At 62.0% G+C, this 21,749-nt stretch carries 21 protein-coding genes; 4 read left to right on the top strand and 17 right to left on the bottom strand.

What is annotated here, in order from left to right; translation table 11 throughout:
* Nucleotides 1-387 precede the first annotated feature (387 nt).
* From clpB to rluD, 3 genes are all read right to left on the bottom strand, one after another.
* The gene (clpB, locus tag HU750_RS26260; protein WP_027594563.1) at nt 388-2,952 is read right to left on the bottom strand and encodes an ATP-dependent chaperone ClpB; all 2,565 of its coding nucleotides are present in this window, start codon (nt 2,950-2,952) and stop codon (nt 388-390) included.
* 185 nt (nt 2,953-3,137) lie between these two features.
* Nucleotides 3,138-3,878 carry a peptidoglycan editing factor PgeF gene (pgeF, locus tag HU750_RS26255; RefSeq protein WP_186683248.1) on the bottom strand — a complete coding sequence of 247 codons (741 nt, stop codon included), beginning with the start codon at nt 3,876-3,878 and terminating at the stop codon, nt 3,138-3,140.
* Nucleotides 3,875-4,837 (bottom strand): 23S rRNA pseudouridine(1911/1915/1917) synthase RluD, encoded by a 963-nt coding sequence (gene rluD, locus HU750_RS26250; protein WP_027594565.1) that lies wholly within the window; start codon nt 4,835-4,837, stop codon nt 3,875-3,877. Before rluD ends, pgeF begins: the two co-directional genes overlap by 4 nt.
* A 147-nt stretch (nt 4,838-4,984) precedes the next feature.
* Here rluD and HU750_RS26245 point away from each other — a divergent pair, with 147 nt between their 5' ends.
* Nucleotides 4,985-6,004, top strand: coding sequence for an outer membrane protein assembly factor BamD (locus HU750_RS26245; RefSeq protein ID WP_099428275.1), 1,020 nt, complete (start codon nt 4,985-4,987; stop codon nt 6,002-6,004).
* A gap of 94 nt (nt 6,005-6,098) precedes the next feature.
* Nucleotides 6,099-6,329, top strand: a complete 231-nt coding sequence (locus HU750_RS26240) for a PP0621 family protein (protein WP_027594567.1) — start codon at nt 6,099-6,101, stop codon at nt 6,327-6,329.
* 130 nt (nt 6,330-6,459) lie between these two features.
* Here HU750_RS26240 and thiO read toward each other — a convergent pair whose 3' ends face one another.
* From thiO to HU750_RS26215, 5 genes are read right to left on the bottom strand one after another with little or no spacing between them, the layout of a single operon-like run.
* Nucleotides 6,460-7,557, bottom strand: coding sequence for a glycine oxidase ThiO (gene thiO / locus HU750_RS26235; protein ID WP_186683246.1), 1,098 nt, complete (start codon nt 7,555-7,557; stop codon nt 6,460-6,462).
* A gap of 55 nt (nt 7,558-7,612) precedes the next feature.
* Nucleotides 7,613-8,002, bottom strand: a complete 390-nt coding sequence (locus HU750_RS26230) for a type IV pilin protein (RefSeq protein ID WP_027594569.1) — start codon at nt 8,000-8,002, stop codon at nt 7,613-7,615.
* 1 nt (nt 8,003) lies between these two features.
* On the bottom strand, nt 8,004-8,468 hold the full coding sequence (locus HU750_RS26225; protein WP_186683243.1) for a hypothetical protein: 465 nt from the start codon (nt 8,466-8,468) through the stop codon (nt 8,004-8,006).
* The gene (locus tag HU750_RS26220) at nt 8,465-9,112 is read right to left on the bottom strand and encodes a pilus assembly protein PilW (RefSeq protein WP_186683241.1); all 648 of its coding nucleotides are present in this window, start codon (nt 9,110-9,112) and stop codon (nt 8,465-8,467) included. The genes HU750_RS26225 and HU750_RS26220 overlap by 4 nt, the downstream gene beginning before the upstream one ends.
* Nucleotides 9,109-9,315 (bottom strand): prepilin-type N-terminal cleavage/methylation domain-containing protein, encoded by a 207-nt coding sequence (locus HU750_RS26215; RefSeq protein WP_027594572.1) that lies wholly within the window; start codon nt 9,313-9,315, stop codon nt 9,109-9,111. The genes HU750_RS26220 and HU750_RS26215 overlap by 4 nt, the downstream gene beginning before the upstream one ends.
* Nucleotides 9,316-9,424: 109 nt before the next feature.
* Between HU750_RS26215 and HU750_RS26210 the strand changes: the two genes are divergently transcribed.
* The gene (locus HU750_RS26210) at nt 9,425-9,907 is read left to right on the top strand and encodes a GspH/FimT family pseudopilin (protein ID WP_186683239.1); all 483 of its coding nucleotides are present in this window, start codon (nt 9,425-9,427) and stop codon (nt 9,905-9,907) included.
* Here HU750_RS26210 and ispH read toward each other — a convergent pair whose 3' ends face one another.
* The 6 genes from ispH to murJ all read right to left on the bottom strand — a co-directional run bounded on the left by ispH (nt 9,908) and on the right by murJ (nt 17,243).
* Nucleotides 9,908-10,855 (bottom strand): 4-hydroxy-3-methylbut-2-enyl diphosphate reductase, encoded by a 948-nt coding sequence (gene ispH, locus HU750_RS26205; protein ID WP_186683238.1) that lies wholly within the window; start codon nt 10,853-10,855, stop codon nt 9,908-9,910. It lies immediately after the preceding gene.
* Nucleotides 10,856-10,869: 14 nt separating this feature from the next.
* Nucleotides 10,870-11,307, bottom strand: a complete 438-nt coding sequence (gene fkpB, locus HU750_RS26200) for an FKBP-type peptidyl-prolyl cis-trans isomerase (protein WP_085274283.1) — start codon at nt 11,305-11,307, stop codon at nt 10,870-10,872.
* Nucleotides 11,300-11,815: a signal peptidase II gene (lspA, locus tag HU750_RS26195; RefSeq protein ID WP_027594576.1), complete on the bottom strand. Its 516-nt coding sequence runs from the start codon at nt 11,813-11,815 to the stop codon at nt 11,300-11,302. The genes fkpB and lspA overlap by 8 nt, the downstream gene beginning before the upstream one ends.
* Complete coding sequence (gene ileS / locus HU750_RS26190; protein WP_027594577.1) at nt 11,808-14,639, bottom strand: isoleucine--tRNA ligase; 2,832 nt, start codon at nt 14,637-14,639, stop codon at nt 11,808-11,810. Before ileS ends, lspA begins: the two co-directional genes overlap by 8 nt.
* Nucleotides 14,636-15,586, bottom strand: a complete 951-nt coding sequence (gene ribF, locus HU750_RS26185) for a bifunctional riboflavin kinase/FAD synthetase (RefSeq protein WP_027594578.1) — start codon at nt 15,584-15,586, stop codon at nt 14,636-14,638. The genes ileS and ribF overlap by 4 nt, the downstream gene beginning before the upstream one ends.
* 118 nt (nt 15,587-15,704) lie before the next feature.
* Complete coding sequence (gene murJ / locus HU750_RS26180) at nt 15,705-17,243, bottom strand: murein biosynthesis integral membrane protein MurJ (RefSeq protein ID WP_186683236.1); 1,539 nt, start codon at nt 17,241-17,243, stop codon at nt 15,705-15,707.
* Nucleotides 17,244-17,492: 249 nt separating this feature from the next.
* Between murJ and rpsT the strand changes: the two genes are divergently transcribed.
* Nucleotides 17,493-17,771: a 30S ribosomal protein S20 gene (rpsT, locus tag HU750_RS26175; RefSeq protein WP_003247625.1), complete on the top strand. Its 279-nt coding sequence runs from the start codon at nt 17,493-17,495 to the stop codon at nt 17,769-17,771.
* A 196-nt stretch (nt 17,772-17,967) separates the two neighbouring features.
* On the opposite strand, the gene HU750_RS26170 is transcribed toward rpsT, so the two are convergent.
* The 3 genes from HU750_RS26170 to HU750_RS26160 are packed head-to-tail and all read right to left on the bottom strand — an operon-like array spanning nt 17,968 to nt 21,530.
* Nucleotides 17,968-20,268 (bottom strand): PqiB family protein, encoded by a 2,301-nt coding sequence (locus tag HU750_RS26170; protein ID WP_186683233.1) that lies wholly within the window; start codon nt 20,266-20,268, stop codon nt 17,968-17,970.
* On the bottom strand, nt 20,261-20,884 hold the full coding sequence (locus tag HU750_RS26165; RefSeq protein WP_027594581.1) for a paraquat-inducible protein A: 624 nt from the start codon (nt 20,882-20,884) through the stop codon (nt 20,261-20,263). The genes HU750_RS26170 and HU750_RS26165 overlap by 8 nt, the downstream gene beginning before the upstream one ends.
* Nucleotides 20,871-21,530 carry a paraquat-inducible protein A gene (locus HU750_RS26160; RefSeq protein ID WP_186683232.1) on the bottom strand — a complete coding sequence of 220 codons (660 nt, stop codon included), beginning with the start codon at nt 21,528-21,530 and terminating at the stop codon, nt 20,871-20,873. The genes HU750_RS26165 and HU750_RS26160 overlap by 14 nt, the downstream gene beginning before the upstream one ends.
* Nucleotides 21,531-21,749: the final 219 nt, after the last annotated feature.

The following is a 21,749-nucleotide window of genomic DNA, read 5'->3' as shown; positions in this document are numbered from 1 at the left end:
ACATCTTTACTGCTTCGAAGTCTGTGTTAGCTTCGATCTCTTCAGCTTCTCTGCTTTCGCTTTGTCGCTGCTGAGGCCGGCTATTCTACATTCTTCGTTTTGCTTGTCAACCACTTTTTTTCATTCAACTTACTGATTTCTAAGTTGTTTTGCTAACACCGATGTTCCTGATGATTCGCTTAGTGCCTGACAACGCGGCGTATATTAGGGGCACTCGATTTTAGATGCAAGCAGAAATTTCAAAATTTTCAGCAAGTTATCAAAAAAACCTGCGAAGCCCCGATTTTACGGTGTTTGCCGGGCCTCTTCGCGGGCAAGCCCGCTCCTGCAGTGGCATCAGGGGCATAAAAAAGCCCCGCAGGTGCGGGGCTATTTTTTTCAGCTGGATCAGGCAAAGACGATTTCGTCGCCTTCCACCTTGGCGGTAATCGCCGACCCTGGCAGGAATTTGCCAGAGAGGATCAACTGCGCCAGCGGGTTTTCGATCCAGCGCTGGATCGCACGCTTCAGTGGCCGTGCGCCATACACCGGGTCGTAACCCACTGCGATCAGCTTGTCCAACGCCTCAGGGCTCAGGCTGAGCGACAGTTCACGTTCCAGCAGACGGCTGCGCAGGCGGCCTAGCTGGATTTCGGTGATGCCGGCGATCTGGTCGCGGCCCAGGGGCTCGAATACCACCACTTCGTCGATCCGGTTGATGAACTCCGGACGGAAGTGCGAACCCACCGCATCCATCACCGCAGCACGCTGCGCCTCACGGTCACCGACCAGTTCCTGGATTTGTGCAGAGCCCAGGTTGGAGGTCATCACGATCACGGTGTTGCGGAAGTCCACAGTACGGCCGTGGCTGTCCGTCAGCCGGCCATCCTCAAGCACTTGCAGCAACACGTTGAACACATCCGGGTGCGCCTTCTCCACCTCGTCGAGCAGCACCACCGAATAAGGCTTGCGCCGTACCGCTTCGGTCAGGTAACCGCCCTCCTCGTACCCTACATAGCCTGGTGGAGCGCCGATCAGACGAGCCACGGAATGTTTCTCCATGAACTCGGACATGTCGATACGCACCATCGCCTCTTCCGTGTCGAACAGGAACTCGGCCAGGGCCTTGCACAGCTCGGTCTTACCCACACCGGTCGGGCCGAGGAACATGAACGACCCACTTGGCCGGTTCGGGTCGGACAACCCGGCGCGGGAGCGGCGTACGGCGTTGGCCACGGCGGTAACGGCTTCGTGCTGACCGATCACGCGCTGGTGCAGCAGCTCTTCCATCTTCAGCAGCTTTTCGCGCTCGCCTTCGAGCATCTTGGCAACCGGGATGCCGGTCCACTTGGACACTACTTCGGCAATCTCTTCCTCGGTGACCTTGTTACGCAGCAACTGGTTTTCCGACTTGCCGTGCTGGTCGACCATCTGCAGGCTGCGCTCCAGGTCCGGGATCACCCCGTACTGCAGCTCGGCCATGCGGCTCAGGTCGCCTTTACGGCGTGCGCTTTCGAGCTCTTGGCGGGCCTGCTCAATCTTTTGCTGAATCTGCGCCGAGCCCTGCACCTCAGCTTTCTCGGAGGCCCAGATCTCTTCGAGGTCGGAATACTCACGCTCCAACCGCTCGATTTCCTCGTGCAGTTTTTCCAGGCGTTTTTTCGCGGCTTCGTCTTCTTCTTTCTTCAGCGCCTGGGATTCCACCTTCAGCTGAATCAGACGACGGTCCAGACGGTCGAGCACTTCAGGCTTGGAGTCGATCTCCATACGAATGCGGCTGGCCGCTTCGTCGATCAGGTCGATGGCTTTGTCCGGCAGTTGGCGGTCAGTGATGTAGCGATGGCTGAGCTTGGCCGCCGCAATGATCGCGCCGTCGGTGATGGCCACCTTGTGGTGCACTTCGTAGCGTTCTTTCAGGCCGCGCAGGATGGCAATGGTGTCTTCCTCGCTCGGCTCTTCTACCAGTACCTTCTGGAAGCGACGCTCCAGGGCGGCGTCCTTTTCGATGAACTGGCGGTACTCGTTGAGCGTGGTGGCGCCAACGCAGTGCAGCTCGCCACGGGCCAGGGCCGGTTTGAGCATGTTGCCCGCGTCCATGGCGCCCTCGCCTTTACCGGCGCCGACCATGGTGTGCAGTTCGTCGATGAACAGGATGATCTGGCCTTCCTGTTTGGACAGCTCGTTAAGCAGCGACTTCAAGCGCTCTTCGAACTCGCCGCGGTACTTGGCACCGGCGATCAGCGCCCCCATGTCCAGCGCCAGCAGGCGCTTGCCTTTGAGGCCATCGGGCACTTCGCCGTTGATGATGCGCTGGGCCAGGCCTTCGGCGATGGCGGTTTTACCCACACCTGGCTCACCGATCAGCACCGGGTTGTTCTTGGTACGCCGTTGCAGCACCTGCACGGTACGGCGGATTTCGTCGTCGCGGCCGATCACCGGGTCCAGCTTGCCCTCTTCGGCACGCTTGGTCAGGTCGACCGTGTACTTGTCCAGAGCCTGGCGCGACTCTTCGGCGTTGGCGTCGTTGACTGCCGCGCCGCCGCGCAGGTTATTGATGGCGTTTTCCAGGGCCTTCTTGGTCACGCCCTGGCTCAACAGCAGCTTGCCGAGCTTGCTGTTCTCGTCCATGGCGGCCAACAGCACCAGCTCGCTGGAGATGAACTGGTCGCCCTTTTGCTGGGCCAGGCGGTCGGCCTGGTTGAGCAGGCGCGCCAGGTCCTGGGACATGTTCACGTCGCCCGTGGGGTTCTGGATTTTCGGCAGTTGGTCGAGTTCTTTCACCAGTGCCTGACGCAGGCTGTTGATGTCGAAGCCGACTTGCATCAGCAGCGGCTTGATCGACCCGCCCTGCTGTTCGATCAGGGCCTGCACCAGGTGCAGGGGCTCGATGGCAGGGTGGTCCATGCCTACGGCGAGGGACTGCGCGTCGGATATTGCTAATTGAAGCTTGCTGGTCAAACGGTCTATTCGCATGGGAGTACCTTCCTGTTAGGGCAGGTCGGAGCGATGGACAGCGCCTTTAATGAAGAAACCTGCCAGAGATGACCAATAGATATGGGTGATTCTGGAAGATTCAAGCGTAGCGGGGTTGACCGAAGTCAACCTGATGGATTAGTGGTGGCTGCGTTGAGGGCTTGCCCGCGAAGAGGCGTGATACGTCAGCGAGGGGCTAGCCAGACCAACGAGGCAAACCGCCCACCTTGGGGCGTGCGGCGATACGAGAAGAACCGCGAGTCGTTGACCGTGCAGAAACCACCGCCATACACCGCCGTCACGCCACGCGCCGCCAGGCGAATACGCGCCAGCGCATAGATGTCGGCTATCAGCTTGCCCGGCCGCTCACCGTCGACAAAGGCCTTGGCAGCCTCCGGGTGCACGGCGGTAAAGGCATCACGCACTTCCAGCCCCACTTCGAACGCCTGCGGGCCAATGGCCGGGCCCAGCCACACCAGCACGTCTTCAGGCGGCAGGGCCAGACGGTCGAGGGTCGCTTCCAGTACCCCGCCCGCCAACCCGCGCCAGCCAGCATGGGCTGCAGCCACGCGGGTACCCGCACGGTCACAGAACAGTGCGGGCAGGCAATCGGCAGTCATTACGGTGCAGGCGATACCGGGCTGATCAGTCCAGCTGGCGTCGGCCTCGGCCACCACGGCCGGGTCGGCATCCGCCACCACCAAACCATGCACTTGCTTGAGCCAGGCAGGCTGGATAGCAAATTCATCGCTCAGACGGCGGCGGTTTTCGGCGACTGCGACAGGGTCATCACCCACGTGATCACCCAGGTTGAACGCTTCATAGGGCGGCAGGCTGACGCCGCCCTGACGCGTAGTGACACAAGCGCGAACCGAGGCCGGGGCCGGCCAGTCAGGAAACAGCAGCGCCTGCGTCAGACCGTTCATCCGATAAAGCTCTCGCGGTCTTCGTTCAGCAGTGTCAGCAACCAGAGGAAATCATCCGGCAACGGCGATTCCCACTTCATGACTTCACCGGTAATCGGGTGGGCCAACGCGAGGAAACGCGCATGCAGCGCCTGACGCGGGAAGGTCTTGACCGCCTCGACCATGGTTGGGCTGGCAGCCGGCGGAATGCGGAAGCGCCCACCGTACGTCTGGTCGCCGACCAGTGGGAAGCCGACATGGGCCATGTGCACACGGATCTGGTGGGTCCGGCCGGTTTCCAGCTTGACCCGCACGTGAGTGTGGGAGCGGAAGCGCTTGAGCACACGGTAGTGGCTGACCGCCGGCTTGCCGCCGTCGGTTACCGCCATGCGCTGGCGCATGCCGCCGTGGCGACCGATGGGGGCGTCGATCTTGCCGCCGGAGGTCACCACACCAATCACGATGCACTCATAGATGCGGCTGACCTTGCGGCTTTGCATTTGCTCGACCAGCCGGGTCTGCGCCTGCAGGGTCTTGGCCACCACCATCAGACCGGTGGTGTCCTTGTCCAGACGGTGGACGATACCGGCGCGCGGCACGTTGATGATGTCTGGCACGTGGTGCAGCAAGGCATTGAGCAGGGTACCGCTGGCATGGCCCGCGGCCGGGTGCACAACCAGCCCGGCAGGCTTGTTGATCACCATGATATGGTCGTCTTCGTAGACGATATCCAGCTCGATGTCTTCGGCGATCCACTCGCCCTGGGCCTCTTGTTCGGCCTCCAGGACAAGCACAGAGCCACCATAGACGGTGTCTCGAGGGCGCACGACGGCACCATCGACCGTCAGGCGGCCCTCTTTGATCCACGTAGTAAGCCGCGAACGCGAGTACTCGGCGAACAATTGGGCGGCGACCTGGTCGAGGCGTTGACCGCCCAGATCGGACGGTACCTCTGCGCTAAGTTGAATGATCTCGGACATGCTCGATTCGGCGGGCGCACAGCCTTTGGTTTCGGCTGCGAGCTTGTGGTTAAATACGGCTTCTTTTGTCCCGGGGTTGGCCGGGGCGCTCATCATAACAGGACGGCACCGCCCAAGACAGCGGCCGTCAAAGGGACGCAAGCCGCCATGCAAGTGAAACACCTGCTGCTGATCGCCATCCTCGGGCTTACCGCGGCCTGTTCCTCTAACAAGGAAGTCATTGACGAGAACCTCAGCGAAGCCGAGCTGTACCAGCAGGCCCAGGCTGACCTGGACAATTCCAGCTACACCAGCGCCGTGAACAAGCTCAAGGCCCTGGAGTCGCGTTACCCGTTCGGCCGTTACGCCGACCAGGCGCAGCTCGAACTGATCTACGCCAACTACAAGAACACCGAGCCGGAGGCCGCCAAGTCTGCCGCCGAGCGTTTCATCCGCCTGCACCCGCAGCACCCGAACGTCGACTATGCCTACTACCTAAAGGGCCTGACGTCGTTCGACCAGGACCGTGGCCTGCTGGCGCGCTTCCTGCCGCTGGACATGACCAAGCGTGACCCGGGTGCCGCCCGTGACTCGTACAACGAGTTCGCCCAGTTGACCAGCCGCTTCCCGAACAGCCGCTACGCGCCGGACGCCAAGCAGCGCATGATCTACCTGCGCAACCTGCTGGCCTCCTACGAGATCCACGTGGCCGACTACTACCTGGGCCGCCAGGCTTATGTGGCTGCCGCCAACCGTGGCCGCTACGTGGTCGAGAACTTCCAGGAAACGCCATCGGTCGGTGACGGCCTGGCAATCATGGTCGAGGCGTACCAGAAGATGCACCTGGACGAGCTGGCTGCCACCAGCCTGGAAACCCTCAAGCTCAACTACCCTGACCACCCGAGCCTGGTCGACGGCGAGTTCCAGCCCAAGCAGACCGAGTCTGACGGCCGTGGCTGGCTGTCCAAGGCGACCCTGGGCCTGATCGAAACCGACGCCCCGCTGCCGCCGGGCGAAACCCGCGCCAACCAGGACGTGGTCAAGCAGTTCCAGGACGCGCGCTCCGAGATGCCGCAAGAGCTGCTGCCGAAAGACGAAAACGGCGACGTGATTCTGCCGCCAGGCCCGAAAGAAGCCGAGCAGGACCGTTCGTGGTTCAGCTACATGACCTTTGGTCTGTTCGACTGATTGAGCGCCGCACAAGAAAGGGAGGCCTTGGGCCTCCCTTTTTTATTGGCTGCGTCCTAGACTGTCGGCTTCTTCATTCGACAAGCTGGACACCATGGTTCGCCTACTTTTCTGGATCGCCCTGATCGCCGCCGCGTTCTGGCTGTGGCGCAAGTTCAAGATCAGCCAGCAATCCCACCCTGAGCCCAAACTCGACGACCCGCTGAAGATGGTGCGCTGCGCCCATTGTGGCGTGCACCTGCCTAATGACCGGGCGCTGCAGCTGGGCAAGGAGTGGTATTGCAGCCAGGCGCACCTTGAGCAGGGGCCTGGGCGGCAGGGATAAGCCTCAAACCCCATAGGCCACCATCGCCGGCAAGTCGGCTCCCACAGGGACTGCGCAGCGCTCAAGGCCAGCGCGGCACCTGTAGGAGCTGGCTTGCCGGCGAAAGGCCCGCAACGCGGGCCCGGCACTCTCAGCCCAAGCGCCCTACCGGCGCATACGGCGACGGGTCGATGATCGGCTCAGCCCCGGTCAGCAAATCGACGAACAGCTGGCAAGACGCGGGCGCCAGCACCAGCCCATTGCGGTAATGCCCGCAATTGAGCCACAACCCATCATGCCCAGGCACCGGCCCGATATACGGAATACCTTCCGGCGACCCCGGCCGCAGCCCTGCCCAATGCCCCACCACCGCGGCCTCTGCCAGTTCCGGCAGCAACTCGACCGCCGAAGCCTTGAGGCTTTCCAGCGCCTGCTCGGTCGGGGTCTTGTCGTATCCAGCATGCTCCAGCGTACTGCCCACCAGAATATGCCCGTCACGGCGCGGAATGGCGTAGCGACCCTTGGCCAGCACCATGCTCGGCAAAAAGTCCTCGGCACACTTGAACAGGATCATCTGGCCCTTCACCGGCTCTACCGGCAGTTCCAGGCCCAGCGTGCGCAGCAGGTCGCCGCTCCAGGCGCCTGCGCTCAGTACCACTTCATCGGCATCGATCACGCCGTCCGCCGTCTGCACACCGGTAACGCGCTCACCCTCATGCCGGAAGCCTGTCACCTGGCAGTGCTCACGCAAGCTCACGTTCGGTAGCGCCAGCAATGCCGCCTTGAGCGACTTCACCAAGCGTGGATTACGCACGTTGGCCACACCCGCCATGTAGATGGCGCGCTTGAAGCCAGGGCCCAGCACCGGTACGGCGTCATAGGCCGCCGAGATATCCACAGCACTGAGCGGGCGTCGCTCGCGCTCGGCCCAGGCCAATGCCTCGGCTTCATCATCCAGGTCCAACCAATACAACCCGGTGGTATGAACCTGAGGATCAATGCCCGTGGTAGCGAACAGGTGCTCGCCCAGTTGTGGATAGAAATCCTGGGACCAATGCGCCAAAGCGGTTACCGCCGGGCTGTAGCGCCATGGGTACAGCGGCGAGACGATACCGCCGCCGGCCCAGGACGACTCGCGGCCGACCTCCCCCTGATCGCAGACCACGACCTGCCCGACGCTCGCCGCCAGGTTGAATGCCGTCAGCAGGCCGATAACCCCGCCGCCGACCACCACTACTTGCTTGCTCATCTGTCGATCCAAACACCTGAAGTAAAACCGCGATGCGCCGGGCATCATTCATTCTTCAGCTTCCCCAGCATCGCTCGCGGCCTTCCAGGCTGCCCGGGTTGCTCTGCACGCCGCTTTGGTCGAGCTGAAAATCACCACAGCGGTCATCGGCCATCAGGCCATTCGGCAGCCGCCTTGCGCTCAGCGTAAAGGTATCGCTGCTGCGCTGGGCCTGCAGGCTGTAATGACGGTTGGCAGTGGGCAAGGCCAGCTCGCCTTCGGCGTATTGGCCCGTGCGCACGCGGTGGCGCTCCAGGCGCAAGGCAGCGTCATGCAGCAGGCCAACCACTTCACTGCGTGCGGCTCGCCGAAGCTGGTCGCTGTAACTGGGGTAGGCAATGGCTGCCAGAATGCCGGTCACGGCCACGACAATCAACAATTCGATCAGGGTCAGGCCTTGCTGCATGTCAGGGTTCCCTCAATCGTTGTCGCCAGAGGATGCGCCGCACCTCATCACCTGACAGGGCATACACCGCTTCAAGTACATGGCGCGACTCGGCCTGTCGGCTGACGGCAGTCACCCTGAACAAGGTGGCCTGTTGGCCCTCGGGCAAATGTGCGACGCGGTCGCTTGTGCCAAGGTTTTGCACCTGAAAATAGCCGCTTTCGATGCCCTGCCAGCTGCCTTGCAAGTCGTGCGGGCGTTGTGGCGGCTGGCAGGGCTTGCACAGCGGGTGCGTAACCAGCATTAGCTGGTCAACAGCCAGCAGAAGTGTCTGTTCGGCTTCCTCAAGTGCCTTGAGCCCATCACGCCAGTAGCCGGCCATGCGTGTTTCAACCAGCGCATCTCGCAGCGCCGAGGCCGCGATCAGGCCAAGGAGCAAGCTCAGCACCAGCGCCAACAGCAACACCACGCCGCGTTGGCGCTTCACGGTTCGGGCACCGGGTTACGCAGCGCCACACTCAGCGCGTGCTGCTGTTCGATGCGCAAGGTGGGCTCGTACAAGGTCAGGTGCACATCTACCCGCCCGCCTTGTGGTGTTTCGACGAACGCCACGCGCATCTCGCGCACATGGTCGACCAGTGGCTGCGGTGTACCTCGTCGCCGGAACGTCAACGTACCGTCTTCCAGCGCATACACGTGCCGGCTGATAGGGAACGCCAACAGCTGACCGCTGCTTTCAGCTCGCCCCTTGTACACGTGGGCCTCGTCGGTGCAGTTGGTCAGCAGCGTCCAACCTGGAGCACCGCTATGCCCTGGCAGCTCGGCGACCACCAGGCTCAAGCTAGTGGGGCTCACGTGCAGCGGTCGGGCGAAGGCCTGAAGTGCTTCCGGGTCGTTGAAATCGCCGGGCTGCAAGCGCAGGCAACCGAACATGCCGGCCATGCGAATATCCTGGGCCATGCGCTGCAACGCCAGCCGGGCATCATCCTGCAGGCGTGCGGCCACACCTTGCAGCCGCCAGGTTTCATGGGCAGACACGAACAGCTGGCTAGCCGCCGCCAGCAGCCCCAAACCGATGGCGAGCGCCAGCACCCCTTCAAGCAGGCTAAAGCCGCCTTGTGCACGCTTCACCGCTGCACCTTCCGCGCGCCTGCTGCCCTGCTCCGCTCTAGCTGCGTGTGTTTCAACAAGGCGGCCTGCGCGTCGTGCCGTGCGCTGTCGGTTGCCTGCAGTGCGCGCACCTGCAGCGCAGCAGCGGCAAACAGGCCCACTGCCACGACCACCATGGCCAGCAGTACCTCGAGAAGCGTCATGCCCCCTTCCATCGTTCGCATCCCTGCGCCCCCTGCGACTTTTCCTGCAGCTGTTTACTCACTGGGCGACTGGATCAATTGCCCTGCGACGTTGAAGCTGAAGCGAAGCACGTCCAGGGAGAAATGCACGGTGCGGCAACAGGGCGCAACACTGATACAAATGATGTTGGCGCTGGCCATGGCGGCCGTTCTGACACAGCTGGGGATGCCGGCCTACACCGGGCTTTCTGATGACTTACATAGCGCAGCCGCAGCGCGGGACCTGGCGCAGGCACTGCGCAGCGCGCGCAGCCACGCCTTGCTGCAAGGCCAGACAGTGCGGGTGCAGCCGATGGAAGGCGATTGGGGTAAGGGTTGGCGTGTGGTGCTTGAACACAATCAGCAGGTGCTGCGTGAACACCGCTTGTCGCGGCCGCTGAGAATTGCCCACAACACCCCGGGGCAGGTGAGGTTCAGTGCAGTAGGTGTTCCGCTGGGGCGTAGCAATTCAACACTGGAGATCTGCGAACGCGCCTCCCCCACCGGCCAGCATCACGTCGTGCTGTCGACCAGCGGCAGAATCAGCGTGCGCACAGGTGAGCCCGAGCGGGGCTCTCTGTGCGCACGCTCTTGATCAGATCAGCGAACGAACCCGCAGCTCTTTGGGCATCGAGAACGTGATGTTCTCTTCACGCCCATCGAGCTCTTCGGCGCCAGAAGCGCCCCACGCCTTGAGCTGCTCGATCACACCACGCACCAGCACCTCTGGGGCAGAAGCACCCGCCGTGATGCCGATGCGGGCGGCGTCGCCAAACCAGCCACGCTGCAGGTCCTCGGCACCATCGATCAGGTAGGCCGGGGTGCCCATGCGCTCGGCCAGCTCACGCAGGCGGTTAGAGTTGGAGCTGTTCGGGCTGCCGACCACCAGGACCACGTCACATTCGTCGGCCAGTTGCTTGACTGCATCCTGGCGGTTCTGGGTGGCGTAGCAAATGTCATCCTTGCGCGGGCCACCGATGTTCGGGAAGCGCGCACGCAGGGCATCGATGACACGGCTGGTGTCATCCATCGACAGCGTGGTCTGGGTCACGAAGGCCAGGTGGTCCGGGTCGCGCACCTGCAGCTTGGCAACATCCTCCTCGTCTTCGACGAGGTAGATGGCGCCGCCGTTGCTGGCGTCGTACTGCCCCATGGTGCCTTCCACTTCCGGGTGCCCGGCGTGGCCGATGAGAATGCACTCACGGCCGTCGCGGCTGTACTTGGCCACCTCGATGTGCACCTTGGTGACCAGGGGGCACGTGGCATCGAACACCTTCAGGCCACGCCCGGCCGCTTCCTGGCGCACGGCCTGGGAAACGCCATGGGCGCTGAAGATGACGATGACGTCGTCAGGCACCTGCTCCAGCTCTTCGACGAAGATGGCACCGCGGTTGCGCAGGTCTTCGACCACGAACTTGTTGTGCACCACTTCGTGGCGTACGTAAATCGGCGGGCCGAAGACTTCCAGGGCACGGTTGACGATCTCGATCGCCCGGTCGACCCCCGCGCAAAAGCCGCGAGGGTTGGCGAGTTTGATTTGCATGCTCGGCTCCAGGCTTACAAGGCCTTCACATCGAGGATCTCCACCTCGAAGCTCAGGGTCTTGCCAGCCAGTGGGTGATTGAAGTCGATGGTCACCTGCGCGTCATCGAAGGCTTTGACCACGCCCGGCAGCTCGGCGTTGGCGGCGTCGTTGAAGATCACCAGCAGGCCTTCGGACAACTCCATGTCGGTGAACTGCGAGCGCGGCATCACTTGCACATTCTGCGGGTTCGGTTGGCCGAAGGCGTTCTCCGGGGCCACGGTGACGGTGCGCTTGTCGCCGGCCTTGAAGCCGAACAGCGCGGCTTCGAAACCGGGCAGCAGGTTACCGTCACCGACCTTGAACATGGCGGGCGACTTGTCGAACGTGCTGTCGACCGTGTCGCCGTTTTCAAGGTGCAGGGCGAAGTGCAAGGTGACTTCGGTGTTCTGGCCAATACGGGTGTCAGTCATGGACAGGCTCCTCGGACTTCTTGCTCTTGAACATATCCAGCGCCAGCATCACCGCACCAACGGTGATGGCACTGTCGGCCAGGTTGAAGGCCGGGAAATAATGGCGGTTCTGCCAGTGCACCAGGATGAAGTCGACCACGTGGCCAAGCACGATGCGGTCATACAGGTTACCCAGCGCACCACCCAGCACCAATGCCAAGGCGACGGCCAGCCAGGTCTCGCTGCGCCCCAGGCGCTTGAGCCAGACCACCAGCACCGCACTGACCACCAGGGCGATCAGGGCGAACAGCCAACGCTGCCAGCCGGAGCTGTCGGCGAGGAAGCTGAACGCCGCGCCGGTGTTGTAGGCCAAGGTCCAGCTGAAGTAGTCAGGAATGACCACGATCTGCTGGTACAGGCTCAACTTGCCTTCGAAATAAACCTTGGTGACCTGGTCAAGGACCAGGACCACCAGGCTCAGCCAGAGCCAGGCAAGGCGCCCGAAGCGCCCCGCAACAGGGTTAGGCATAGTGGCGCACCTCGCCCGAACCGCTCAGGTTGTCGACGCAACGGCTGCAGATTTCCGGGTGCTCCGGGTGGCTGCCAACGTCGGCGCGGAAGTGCCAGCAGCGGCCGCACTTGGCGTGGCCAGACTTGACCACTTTCAACTTGAGGCCTTCGACTTCGGTCGCCACGGCATCAGCCGGTGCCTGCACGAACGGCACCACGCTGGCAGCCGAGGTGATCAGCACGAAGCGCAGCTCGTCGCCCAGCTTGCTCAGGTCGGCGCTCAGGCCTTCTTCGGCGTACAGGGTAACTTCGGCTTGCAAGTTGCCACCGATGACCTTGGCGGTACGCTGGTTTTCCAGCTCCTTGTTGACCGATGCCTTGACCGCCATGACGCGGTCCCAGTAGGCACGGTCCAGCTCGGTGCCTTCCGGCAGCTCGCTCAGGCCCTGGTACCAGCCGTTAAGCATCACCGACTCGTTGCGCTCGCCCGGCAGGTACTGCCAGATTTCGTCGGCGGTGAAGGCCAGGATCGGCGCGATCCAGCGCACCAGCGCTTCGCTGATGTGGTACAGCGCAGACTGGCACGAACGGCGCGCGACACTGTTGGCGCCGGTGGTGTACTGGCGGTCCTTGATGATGTCGAGGTAGAAGCCACCCAGCTCCTGCACACAGAAGTTGTGGATCTTCGAGTAGACGTTCCAGAAGCGGTACTCGCTGTAGTGCTCTTCCAGCTCGCGCTGCAGCAGCAGCGTGCGGTCCACTGCCCAACGGTCCAGTGCCAGCATGTCCTCTGGGGCCAGCAGGTCGCGGGACGGGTCGAAGCCCGACAGGTTGGACAGCAGGAAGCGCGCGGTGTTGCGGATACGCCGGTAGGCGTCGGCGCTACGCTGCAGGATCTGCTCGGAAACCGCCATCTCACCGGAGTAGTCGGTGGCCGAAACCCACAGGCGCAGGATGTCGGCACCCAGGGTGTTGTTGACCTTTTCCGGCTCGATGGTGTTGCCCAGCGACTTGGACATCTTGCGGCCGTTCTCGTCCACGGTGAAGCCGTGGGTCAGCAACTCGCGGTACGGCGCGTGGTTGTCGATGGCGCAACCGGTCAGCAAGGACGAGTGGAACCAGCCGCGGTGCTGGTCGGAGCCTTCCAGGTACAGGTCGGCGACCGGGCCGGTAGCGTGGCCGATGTCGTGCGAGCCACGCAGCACGTGCCAGTGGGTGGTGCCGGAGTCGAACCACACGTCCAGGGTGTCGGTGATCTTGTCGTACTGGCCGGCTTCGTCACCGAGCAGTTCGGCGGCGTCCAGCTTGAACCAGGCCTCAATGCCTTCTTGCTCGACGCGCTTGGCCACGGCTTCCATCAGCTCGACGGTACGCGGGTGCAGCTCGCCGGTCTGCTTGTGCAGGAAGAACGGGATCGGCACACCCCAGTTGCGCTGACGCGAGATGCACCAGTCCGGGCGGTTGGCGATCATCGAGTGCAGGCGCGCCTGGCCCCAGGCCGGGACGAACTTGGTTTCTTCGATGGCCTTGAGCGCGCGCTCACGCAGCGGCTCGCCGGTGGTTGGCTGCTTGTCCATGCCGACGAACCACTGCGCGGTGGCGCGGTAGATCAGCGGGGTTTTGTGGCGCCAGCAGTGCATGTAGCTGTGGCTGATGGTTTCGGAGTGCATCAGCGCGCCGACTTCGCCCAGCTTCTCGACGATGGCCGGGTTGGCCTTCCAGATGAACTGGCCGCCAAAGAACTCCAGCGACTCGACATACACGCCGTTGCTTTGCACCGGCGTAAGGATGTCGTCGTTGACCATGCCGTAGCGCTTGCAGGTGACGAAGTCGTCTTCACCGTAGGCAGGCGCGGAGTGGACCACACCAGTACCGGCGCCCAGCTCGACGTAGTCGGCCAGGTAGAGTGGCGACAGGCGGTCGTAGAACGGGTGGCGGAAGTTGATCAGCTCAAGCGCCGAGCCTTGGGCGGTCGCAACCACCGAGCCTTCCAGGTTGTAACGCTTGAGGCACGACTCGACCAGCTCTTCAGCCAGCACCAGCAGGCGCTCGCCAGTGTCGACCAGGGCGTACTTGAACTCCGGGTGGATGTTCAGCGCCTGGTTGGCAGGGATGGTCCACGGGGTGGTGGTCCAGATCACGATGGCGGCAGGCTTGGCCAGCGAGGCCAGGCCAAAGGCGGCGGCCAGCTTGTCGGCGTCGGCGACCGGGAAGGCCACGTCGATGGTCTGCGACTTCTTGTCGGCGTATTCGACTTCAGCTTCGGCCAGTGCCGAACCGCAATCAAAGCACCAGTTCACAGGCTTGAGGCCCTTGAACACGAAACCTTGCTTGACCATCTCGGCCAGGGCACGGATTTCACCGGCCTCGTTGGCGAAGTTCATGGTCTTGTAAGGGTTGTCCCAGTCGCCCAGCACACCCAGGCGGATGAACTCGGTCTTCTGCCCTTCGATCTGCTCGGCGGCGTACTCGCGGCACAGCTCGCGGGTGCGGTCGGCGGACAGGTGCTTACCGTGGGTGACTTCGACCTTGTGTTCGATCGGCAGGCCATGGCAGTCCCAGCCCGGCACGTAGGGCGCGTCAAAGCCCGCGAGGGTCTTGGAACGGACGATCATGTCCTTGAGGATCTTGTTCAGCGCATGACCGATGTGGATCTTGCCGTTGGCATAGGGCGGGCCGTCGTGCAGGACGAACTTCGGACGATCCTTGCCAATTTCGCGCAGCTTCTGGTACAGGCCAATGCTGTCCCAGCGCTGCAGAATCTGCGGTTCGCGCTGAGGCAGGCCGGCCTTCATCGGGAAGGCGGTGTCCGGAAGGTTTAGCGTGGCTTTGTAGTCGGTCATTTCAGGCTCTTCGTTAGCGGTTGAGCGTGCCAATGTGCACGTGCGGCGGCGATGTCCGCGTCGATCGCCGACTTCAGCGCCTCAAGGGAGGCGAATCGCTGCTCTTCACGCAGCTTGTGGTGGAACTCCACCGTCAGACGCCGGCCATACAGGTCGCCGGCATAATCCAGAAGATGAATCTCCAGGTGCGGGCGCCCATCACCGGCAACGGTGGGGCGCACGCCGATATTGCCGACACCCGGCCAGGCCTTGCCGTCGATTTCGATGCTGGCCAGGTAAACCCCGGACAGCGGCACGCGGCGGCGCTTGAGCTGGATGTTGGCGGTGGGCGTGCCAAGTTGGCGCGCGAGTTTTTGGCCGTGCAAGACCCGGCCAGTGATGCGGTACGGGCGGCCCAGCAGGTGCTCGGCCAGTTCGAAGTCGCCTTCGGACAACGCCTTGCGCACTTCGGTGCTGCTGACCCGCAAACCATCTTGGATAACCGTGTTGGCGGCTTCGACGGTGAACCCGTACTTGTCGCCGGCCTCGACCAGGAAGGCAAAATCGCCTGCACGGTCGCAGCCAAAGCGGAAGTCGTCGCCCACTTCGAGGTGCCGCACGCCCAGGCCGTCGACCAGGATGGCCTTGACGAACTCATCGGCGCTGAGCTTGCTCAGGCGCTGGTTGAATGCCAGGCACAGCACGCGGTCGATGCCTTCGGCGGCCAGTAGCTCGACCTTGTCGCGCAGCCGAGCCAGACGCGCCGGGGCAGTATCGGGGGCAAAGTATTCGCGCGGCTGTGGCTCGAAGATCACCACGCAGGTCGGCAGGCCAAGTGCTTGGCCGCGCTCGCGCAGACGCGCCAGGATTGCCTGGTGGCCGCGGTGAACCCCGTCGAAGTTGCCAATGGTGGCGACACAGCCCCGGTGCTCGGGGCGCAGGTTGTGAAGACCTCGAACCAGCTGCATAACGCGCTTCTTGCTCATAAAGTGGCCGATTATAACCACACCCGGGCGCCGGTGACAGGCAGCAGCGCCCAGGGGTGGCGTGGAATGCGAAAAACCGACGCCTGACGTGCGCCAGGCCTCAGTGCAGGGCCTTGCGGGCAAAATGCCGTGGCCGGAAGCCGCACAGGTACAGGCAGCCGAAATACGTCACGACGCCCGCCAGGATCAGCGCCCCGAGACGCACGAAGCGCTCGAGCATGCCGCCCTGCTCCCAGGCCGGCATGACGTGCATGCCCGCCAGCAATACCGCCGACATCAATGTAACTGCCAATACCAGCTTGAACAGGAAGCGTACCCAGCCCGCTTGCGGCTCGAACAGCCCTTGGCTGCGCAGCTTCCAGAACAGCAGGCCAGCATTGAGGCAGGCACCTAGGCTGATCGCCAGGGCCAGGCCAGCATGCGCCAGCGGGCCGACCAGAACCAGGTTCAACAGCTGAGTGCAGACCAGCGTGAACACCGCGATCTTCACGGGTGTTCGGATATTCTGCTGCGCATAGAAGCCTGGTGCCAGTACCTTGACCAGAATGATCGCCAACAGGCCCACAGAATAGGCCATCAACGCACGCTGGGTCATGGCCGCATCGAACGCGCTGAACTTGCCGTACTGGAACAGCGCCACAGTCAGCGGCTCGGCGAGAATGGCCATGGCCAGTGTGCAAGGCAACACCAGCAAGAAGCACAGGCGCAGGCCCCAGTCGAGGATGCGCGAGTATTCTTCGCGGTCCTTGTTGGCGTAGGTCTTGGCCAACGTCGGCAGCAGGATGGTGCCCAGGGCCACGCCGAGCACGCCGGACGGCAGCTCCATCAGGCGATCGGCGTAATACATCCACGACACCGAGCCGGCCACCAGGAACGAGGCGAAGATGGTGTTGATGATCAGCGATATCTGGCTGACCGAAACGCCGAGGATCGCCGGCAGCATCTGCTTGAGCACGCGCCATACACCGGTGTCGCGCAGGTTCAGGCGTGGCAGTACGAGCATGCCGATCTTCTTCAGTGCCGGCAGCTGGTACAGCAGTTGCGCCAGGCCGCCGGCCAGTACACCCCAGGCCAACGCCATGATTGGCGGGTCGAAATACGGCGTGAGCACCACGGCGAAGAAGATCATCGCCACGTTCAGCAGGGTCGGGGTAAACGCCGGGACGGAGAATCGGTTCCAAGTATTGAGGATCGCCCCCGCCAGCGACGACAGCGAAATCAGCAATATATAAGGAAAGGTCACCCGCAACAGGTCGGTGGTGAGCGCATATTTTTCGGCGCTGTCGACGAACCCAGGCGCTGTCGCCCACACCACCCAGGGCGCCGCGAGGATGCCAACGGCCGTGACCAGGGCCGTGACCAGGGTCAGCAGGCCGCTGACATAGGCAATAAAGGTACGGGTCGCTTCCTCGCCCTGCTGGGTCTTGTATTCGGCCAGAATCGGCACGAACGCTTGCGAAAACGCCCCCTCGGCAAAAATCCGCCGCAGCAGGTTGGGCAGCTTGAACGCGATGAAAAAGGCATCAGTGGCGATGCCGGCACCAAATACACGCGCCAGGATGGTGTCGCGTACAAAGCCCAACACCCTGGAAATCATGGTGATTGAGCTGACTGCGGCCAGGGATTTGAGCAGATTCATCGAAAAGATTCACGTCAGAGACAGAGGACGCTGCAGACAGCGTTCGAATGTGCGATACTCCCGCGCCTTCGCAGGGGAGCCAAAAATTCCCGAGTTTACAGGTCGCGCAGCAGAAAGGAATCTTTCCCTCTTGTTGGCGCACCGCTCGGCGGAACCTTGCAGGCGGCCTTGACATCCGTTCGACTGATCGGCATGATTCGCGGCCTATTTTGTTTGCTATTTACCTAAAGTCTTTCGAGGAGCTCGACGGTGGCCAACACACCTTCCGCCAAGAAACGTGCAAAACAGGCTGAGAAGCGTCGCAGCCACAACGCCAGCCTGCGTTCCATGGTCCGCACCTACATCAAGAATGTAGTTAAAGCCATCGACGCAAAAGACGCTGAAAAAGCGCAAGCCGCTTACGTTCTGGCTGTGCCTGTAATCGACCGTATGGCCGATAAAGGCATCATCCACAAGAACAAAGCTGCTCGCCACAAAGGCCGTCTGAATGGCCACATCAAGGCGCTGAAAGAAGCTGCAGCTGCCTAAGCGACATGCTTGTCAAAAAACCGACCCTAGGGTCGGTTTTTTGTTGCCTGCGATTTTTTATTGCATGGGTTTTGTGTAGGAGCAGCGAAGAGGCCGGTGTAAGCACCTGACATCAAGGGTGCCTGCACCGGCCTCTTCGCAGCACAAGGCTGCTCCTACACAAAGCTAGGGCCGCATTAGGCGGCCCTGGCATCCATCACTTGGCTATCTGGATCTTCGGCGCCCACTGCAGCCATTGATCCTCTGCCTTGTCGAACAGGGCAAAGGTTTGTTGCGGCCGCGCCGGGTTGCCCATCTGCTCGCCATCCGGGGTGGCAAAGGCAATACCGCCATCGATCAGTGTCTCCAGCGACTCGGTACGCACCGTAGCGCCCTTCAACAGCCCCCAATCGAAACCAAAGCCACTGCTGTTCCAGAAGCGGCTGCCGCTGCGCACCAATGCGGCATAGCGCGGCTCGATAAGGATATGGATCAGCACGCGGTCGGCGCTCTGGCCCAGCTCGAAGCCTGTCACCTTGCCAACTGCAACTTCACGGTAGGTCACCGGCACACCCGGCTTGATCGAACCACGCCGCGGTGCACTGAGCGTCAACGGCAAGCCGACCTCAGGGCCAGCTACCTCCGGGGCATCTGCCAGGGCAATGAAATCACGCTGCGTGCCTCTGTCTTTGACCGCCGGCTGCACTTCCAGGTATTGCCCACCAATCAAGGTGTCGAGGTTTTCAGTACGCACCAGGCCCAGCGCAGGCTTGACCACCCAGAACTGGGTGCCGACCCGGGCAATACGCTCCGCCGCTTCAGTAATGCGTGCACGCAACAGCACCGCCTGCAAGTCTGCGGTCAGGTCGACGCTTTCGATACTGCCAACGTCTAGACCACGGAAGCGGATCGGCGTGCCTGGCTTCAAGCCATCGGCACGGTCGACACGAATGGTGATCAAGGTACCCGCACGATTGACCGCCTCCTCGCTGTCATGCAGGCGGAAGCGTGGAATATGACGCTTGAGCGCCACATCAGGCCTTGGCGTATCGAAGGCGATACCGCCCGCCATCAGCGTTTGCAGTGATTCACTTTTGATCTTGATGCCCGACAACCCACCGGTCAGGGTAATACCACTGACATTCCAGAAGCGCGACGAGCCGTTGACCAGCTTCTCGTACTCCTTCTCGATGTGCACACCGATCAGGATGCGGTTGCTGTTGTGGGCGAACTGGTAGCTCTGCACGCTACCCACTTTCACCTGGCGATACATCACCGGGCTACCGACTTCCAACGAACCCAGGGTATCGGCGAACAGCACCATGTGCAGGCCCGGTGCCTTGAGGTCCAGCGGCGGCGCCTTGGGCCGAGCCTCGAACTCACGCAGCGGCTTGGCGCCCTTCTCGCCGGGGCGAATGGCAATGTAGTTACCTTTCACCAATGCCTCCAGGCCTGTGATGCCCGCCAGCGAGATGGACGGCTTGACTACCCAGAACTGTGTCCCTTCGACCAGGTAGTCCTCGGTCAGCGGGTCGAGGGTGAGCTCGGCCATGGCGCTGCCGAGGTTATCCTCCATCTTCAGCGCTTTCAGCGAGCCGACCTGTATGCCTTTGTACATCACCGGCGTACGACCGGCCTGCAGGCCTTCGTAGTCACTCAGCTTGACCTTGATGCGGATACCGGCCTGGGCAGCATCGAAGTCTTCGTACAGGCGGAACGGCAGACTGGGGTCGGTTGGCGGGCTGTCCTTGCGGTATTCCGGTGTCGCGAAAGCAATACCGCCGGCGACGATGCTCGAGAGCGACTCGCTGCGCACCTTCACGCCCGACAGGCTGGCATCGATACTGATGCCGCTGGCATTCCAGAAACGCGTGTGTTTGCGCACCAGGCTGGCATAGGCGGGCTGGATGAATACCTTGACCTCGACCGTATCCTGATCATCGGAAAGCCGGTAGCTCTTCACCCGGCCGACCTGGATCTGCTTGTAGAACACCGGGCTGTCGCGGTTGAGCGACCCCAATCGATCGGCCTTGAGCGTCAGGTGCAAGCCGGGCTCACTGTCGGACAAGGGCGGTGCCGTGGACAAGGCGGTAAAGCGCTTGGCCTTCTCCCCTTCGCCAGGGCTGACGGCGATGTAGTTACCCGAGACCAAAGTTTCCAGGCCGGAAATACCCGCCAGGCTGACGCTTGGCTTGACCAGCCAGAAGCGCGTACCGGTTGTCAGGTGTGGTTCTGCCGCCTTGTTCATCTCAATGGTGGCGATCACCCCTTGGTTGTCACCCTTGGCGTCCAGCACCAGGGACGTCACCTTACCGACCGGCATGCCCTTGTAGATAACTTCGGTCTTGTTGGCGACGATCCCTTCACCGGTGGTGAAACGAACTTCGATTTCTACACCCGCATCCCGATACGCCTGCCATGCCAACCAGCCGCCGATCATCAACGCAATCAGCGGCAGAATCCAGATGGCCGACCAGTTCGAGGCTGGGCGGGTTTTTGCCGTAGGCAGGTCACTCATGGTCGTCATCCGACTCCGTGTTATCCCAAATCAGTCGGGGATCGAAAGTTAAAGCAGCGAGCATCGTCAGGATCACCACAGTGGCAAAGGCGACAGCACCCAGGTTGGCTTCGACACTGGCTATTCGGCCGAAATTCACTACCGCCACCAGAATGGCGATGACGAAAATATCGAGCATGGACCAGCGTCCGATGAATTCGATGAAGCGGTACATCAGGATCCGCTGGCGCGCAGAAAGCGGCTGTCGGCGTTGAACGGAGTACAACAGTAAGCCGATGCCCACCAGCTTGAAGGTGGGCACCAGGATACTGGCAATGAAGACCACCGCCGCAATGGGCACCATACCGTGCTTGAGCAGGGTGATGACGCCCGACATGATGGTATCGGGGCTGCCCTGGCCGAGCGTGCTGACGGTCATGATCGGCAACAGATTGGCAGGGATGTACAGAATGGAAGCCGCAATCAACAGCGCCCAGGTACGCACGATGCTGTTGGGTCGACGGCCATGCACGATGGCGCCACAGCGCGTGCATGCCTGCGAGGCGCTGTCGGCCTCCTGCCTGTTTAGTTCGTGACACTCATTGCAGACAAGGATGCCTGCATCAATCGCCCGCATGGAGATCCTCCCCGGAAAGCGCACTCCAGATCTGATGCGGTGACATCACCACTTCAAGCCACACCTGAATCAATAACAAACTGATGAAGCAGAATAGGCCCAACCCGATGGTCAACTCGGCCAGGTCCACCAGTTTGACGATCGCAACCAGCACGCCCATAAAGTAGACCTCGAGCATGCCCCAGTCGCGCAGATGGTGATAGATGCGATAGCACAACAAGCCATAGCCGCGCCCTACATCCAGGCGAATGCTCAGCAGCACCGCCAATTGGCACAGCAGTTTTGCCAGGGGAATGGCCATGCTGCACAGGAAAACCACGACGGCCACGCCACGCATTTCGGAGTTGTAGAGGCCTAAGACGCCACTCCACACCGTATCGTCGGACGTCTGGCCAAGCAGGTGCAGCTGCATGATCGGCAGGAAATTGGCCGGCACGAACAGCAAGAGGGCTGTGAGCACCAGGGCTAGGCTACGGTTGACCACGTTGTGCCGGTGGGCGTAAAGCTCATAGCCGCAGCGCGGGCACTGGGCCTTTTCGTCATGCTGCAGCACGGGCTTGCGCATCAACAGGTCGCATTCGTGGCAAGCAACGAGTTCGTCCAGCGGCAATTGGGCCAGTGCTTCGGGTTCGACAGGGTTGGGCATATCGAGCTTCTGAATGGATGCGTGGGCTCTATTCTAGTGATCTGGCTCAAAATGTGGGAGGCGACTATTGACCGGTGTGCAACTGCAGGTTCCCGCCGGTGCTGAAGCCCGGAAAAGACAAAACCCCTACCTGCTCGCGCAGATAGGGGTTTTGCGAAATGAATCTTGACGATGACCTACTCTCACATGGGGAAACCCCACACTACCATCGGCGATGCA

Origin of the sequence: Pseudomonas sp. SWRI50 (assembly GCF_014269095.1) — a bacterium.
Lineage (GTDB): Bacteria > Pseudomonadota > Gammaproteobacteria > Pseudomonadales > Pseudomonadaceae > Aquipseudomonas > Aquipseudomonas kermanshahensis.
The sequence above is the reverse complement of the archived record's forward strand: the minus strand, read 5'-3'. Positions and strand labels throughout refer to the sequence as shown.

Excerpts from the sequence above, each read along its gene's own strand:
- clpB (WP_027594563.1), bottom strand. The coding sequence starts at position 2,952 with ATGCGAATAGACCGTTTGACCAGCAAGCTTCAATTAGCAATATCCGAC.
- pgeF (WP_186683248.1), bottom strand. The coding sequence starts at position 3,878 with ATGAACGGTCTGACGCAGGCGCTGCTGTTTCCTGACTGGCCGGCCCCG.
- rluD (WP_027594565.1), bottom strand. The coding sequence starts at position 4,837 with ATGTCCGAGATCATTCAACTTAGCGCAGAGGTACCGTCCGATCTGGGC.
- HU750_RS26245 (WP_099428275.1), top strand. The coding sequence starts at position 4,985 with ATGCAAGTGAAACACCTGCTGCTGATCGCCATCCTCGGGCTTACCGCG.
- HU750_RS26240 (WP_027594567.1), top strand. The coding sequence starts at position 6,099 with ATGGTTCGCCTACTTTTCTGGATCGCCCTGATCGCCGCCGCGTTCTGG.
- thiO (WP_186683246.1), bottom strand. The coding sequence starts at position 7,557 with ATGAGCAAGCAAGTAGTGGTGGTCGGCGGCGGGGTTATCGGCCTGCTG.
- HU750_RS26230 (WP_027594569.1), bottom strand. The coding sequence starts at position 8,002 with ATGCAGCAAGGCCTGACCCTGATCGAATTGTTGATTGTCGTGGCCGTG.
- HU750_RS26215 (WP_027594572.1), bottom strand. The coding sequence starts at position 9,315 with ATGCGAACGATGGAAGGGGGCATGACGCTTCTCGAGGTACTGCTGGCC.
- ispH (WP_186683238.1), bottom strand. The coding sequence starts at position 10,855 with ATGCAAATCAAACTCGCCAACCCTCGCGGCTTTTGCGCGGGGGTCGAC.
- fkpB (WP_085274283.1), bottom strand. The coding sequence starts at position 11,307 with ATGACTGACACCCGTATTGGCCAGAACACCGAAGTCACCTTGCACTTC.
- lspA (WP_027594576.1), bottom strand. The coding sequence starts at position 11,815 with ATGCCTAACCCTGTTGCGGGGCGCTTCGGGCGCCTTGCCTGGCTCTGG.
- ileS (WP_027594577.1), bottom strand. The coding sequence starts at position 14,639 with ATGACCGACTACAAAGCCACGCTAAACCTTCCGGACACCGCCTTCCCG.
- ribF (WP_027594578.1), bottom strand. The coding sequence starts at position 15,586 with ATGCAGCTGGTTCGAGGTCTTCACAACCTGCGCCCCGAGCACCGGGGC.
- murJ (WP_186683236.1), bottom strand. The coding sequence starts at position 17,243 with ATGAATCTGCTCAAATCCCTGGCCGCAGTCAGCTCAATCACCATGATT.
- HU750_RS26170 (WP_186683233.1), bottom strand. The coding sequence starts at position 20,268 with ATGAGTGACCTGCCTACGGCAAAAACCCGCCCAGCCTCGAACTGGTCG.
- HU750_RS26165 (WP_027594581.1), bottom strand. The coding sequence starts at position 20,884 with ATGCGGGCGATTGATGCAGGCATCCTTGTCTGCAATGAGTGTCACGAA.
- HU750_RS26160 (WP_186683232.1), bottom strand. The coding sequence starts at position 21,530 with ATGCCCAACCCTGTCGAACCCGAAGCACTGGCCCAATTGCCGCTGGAC.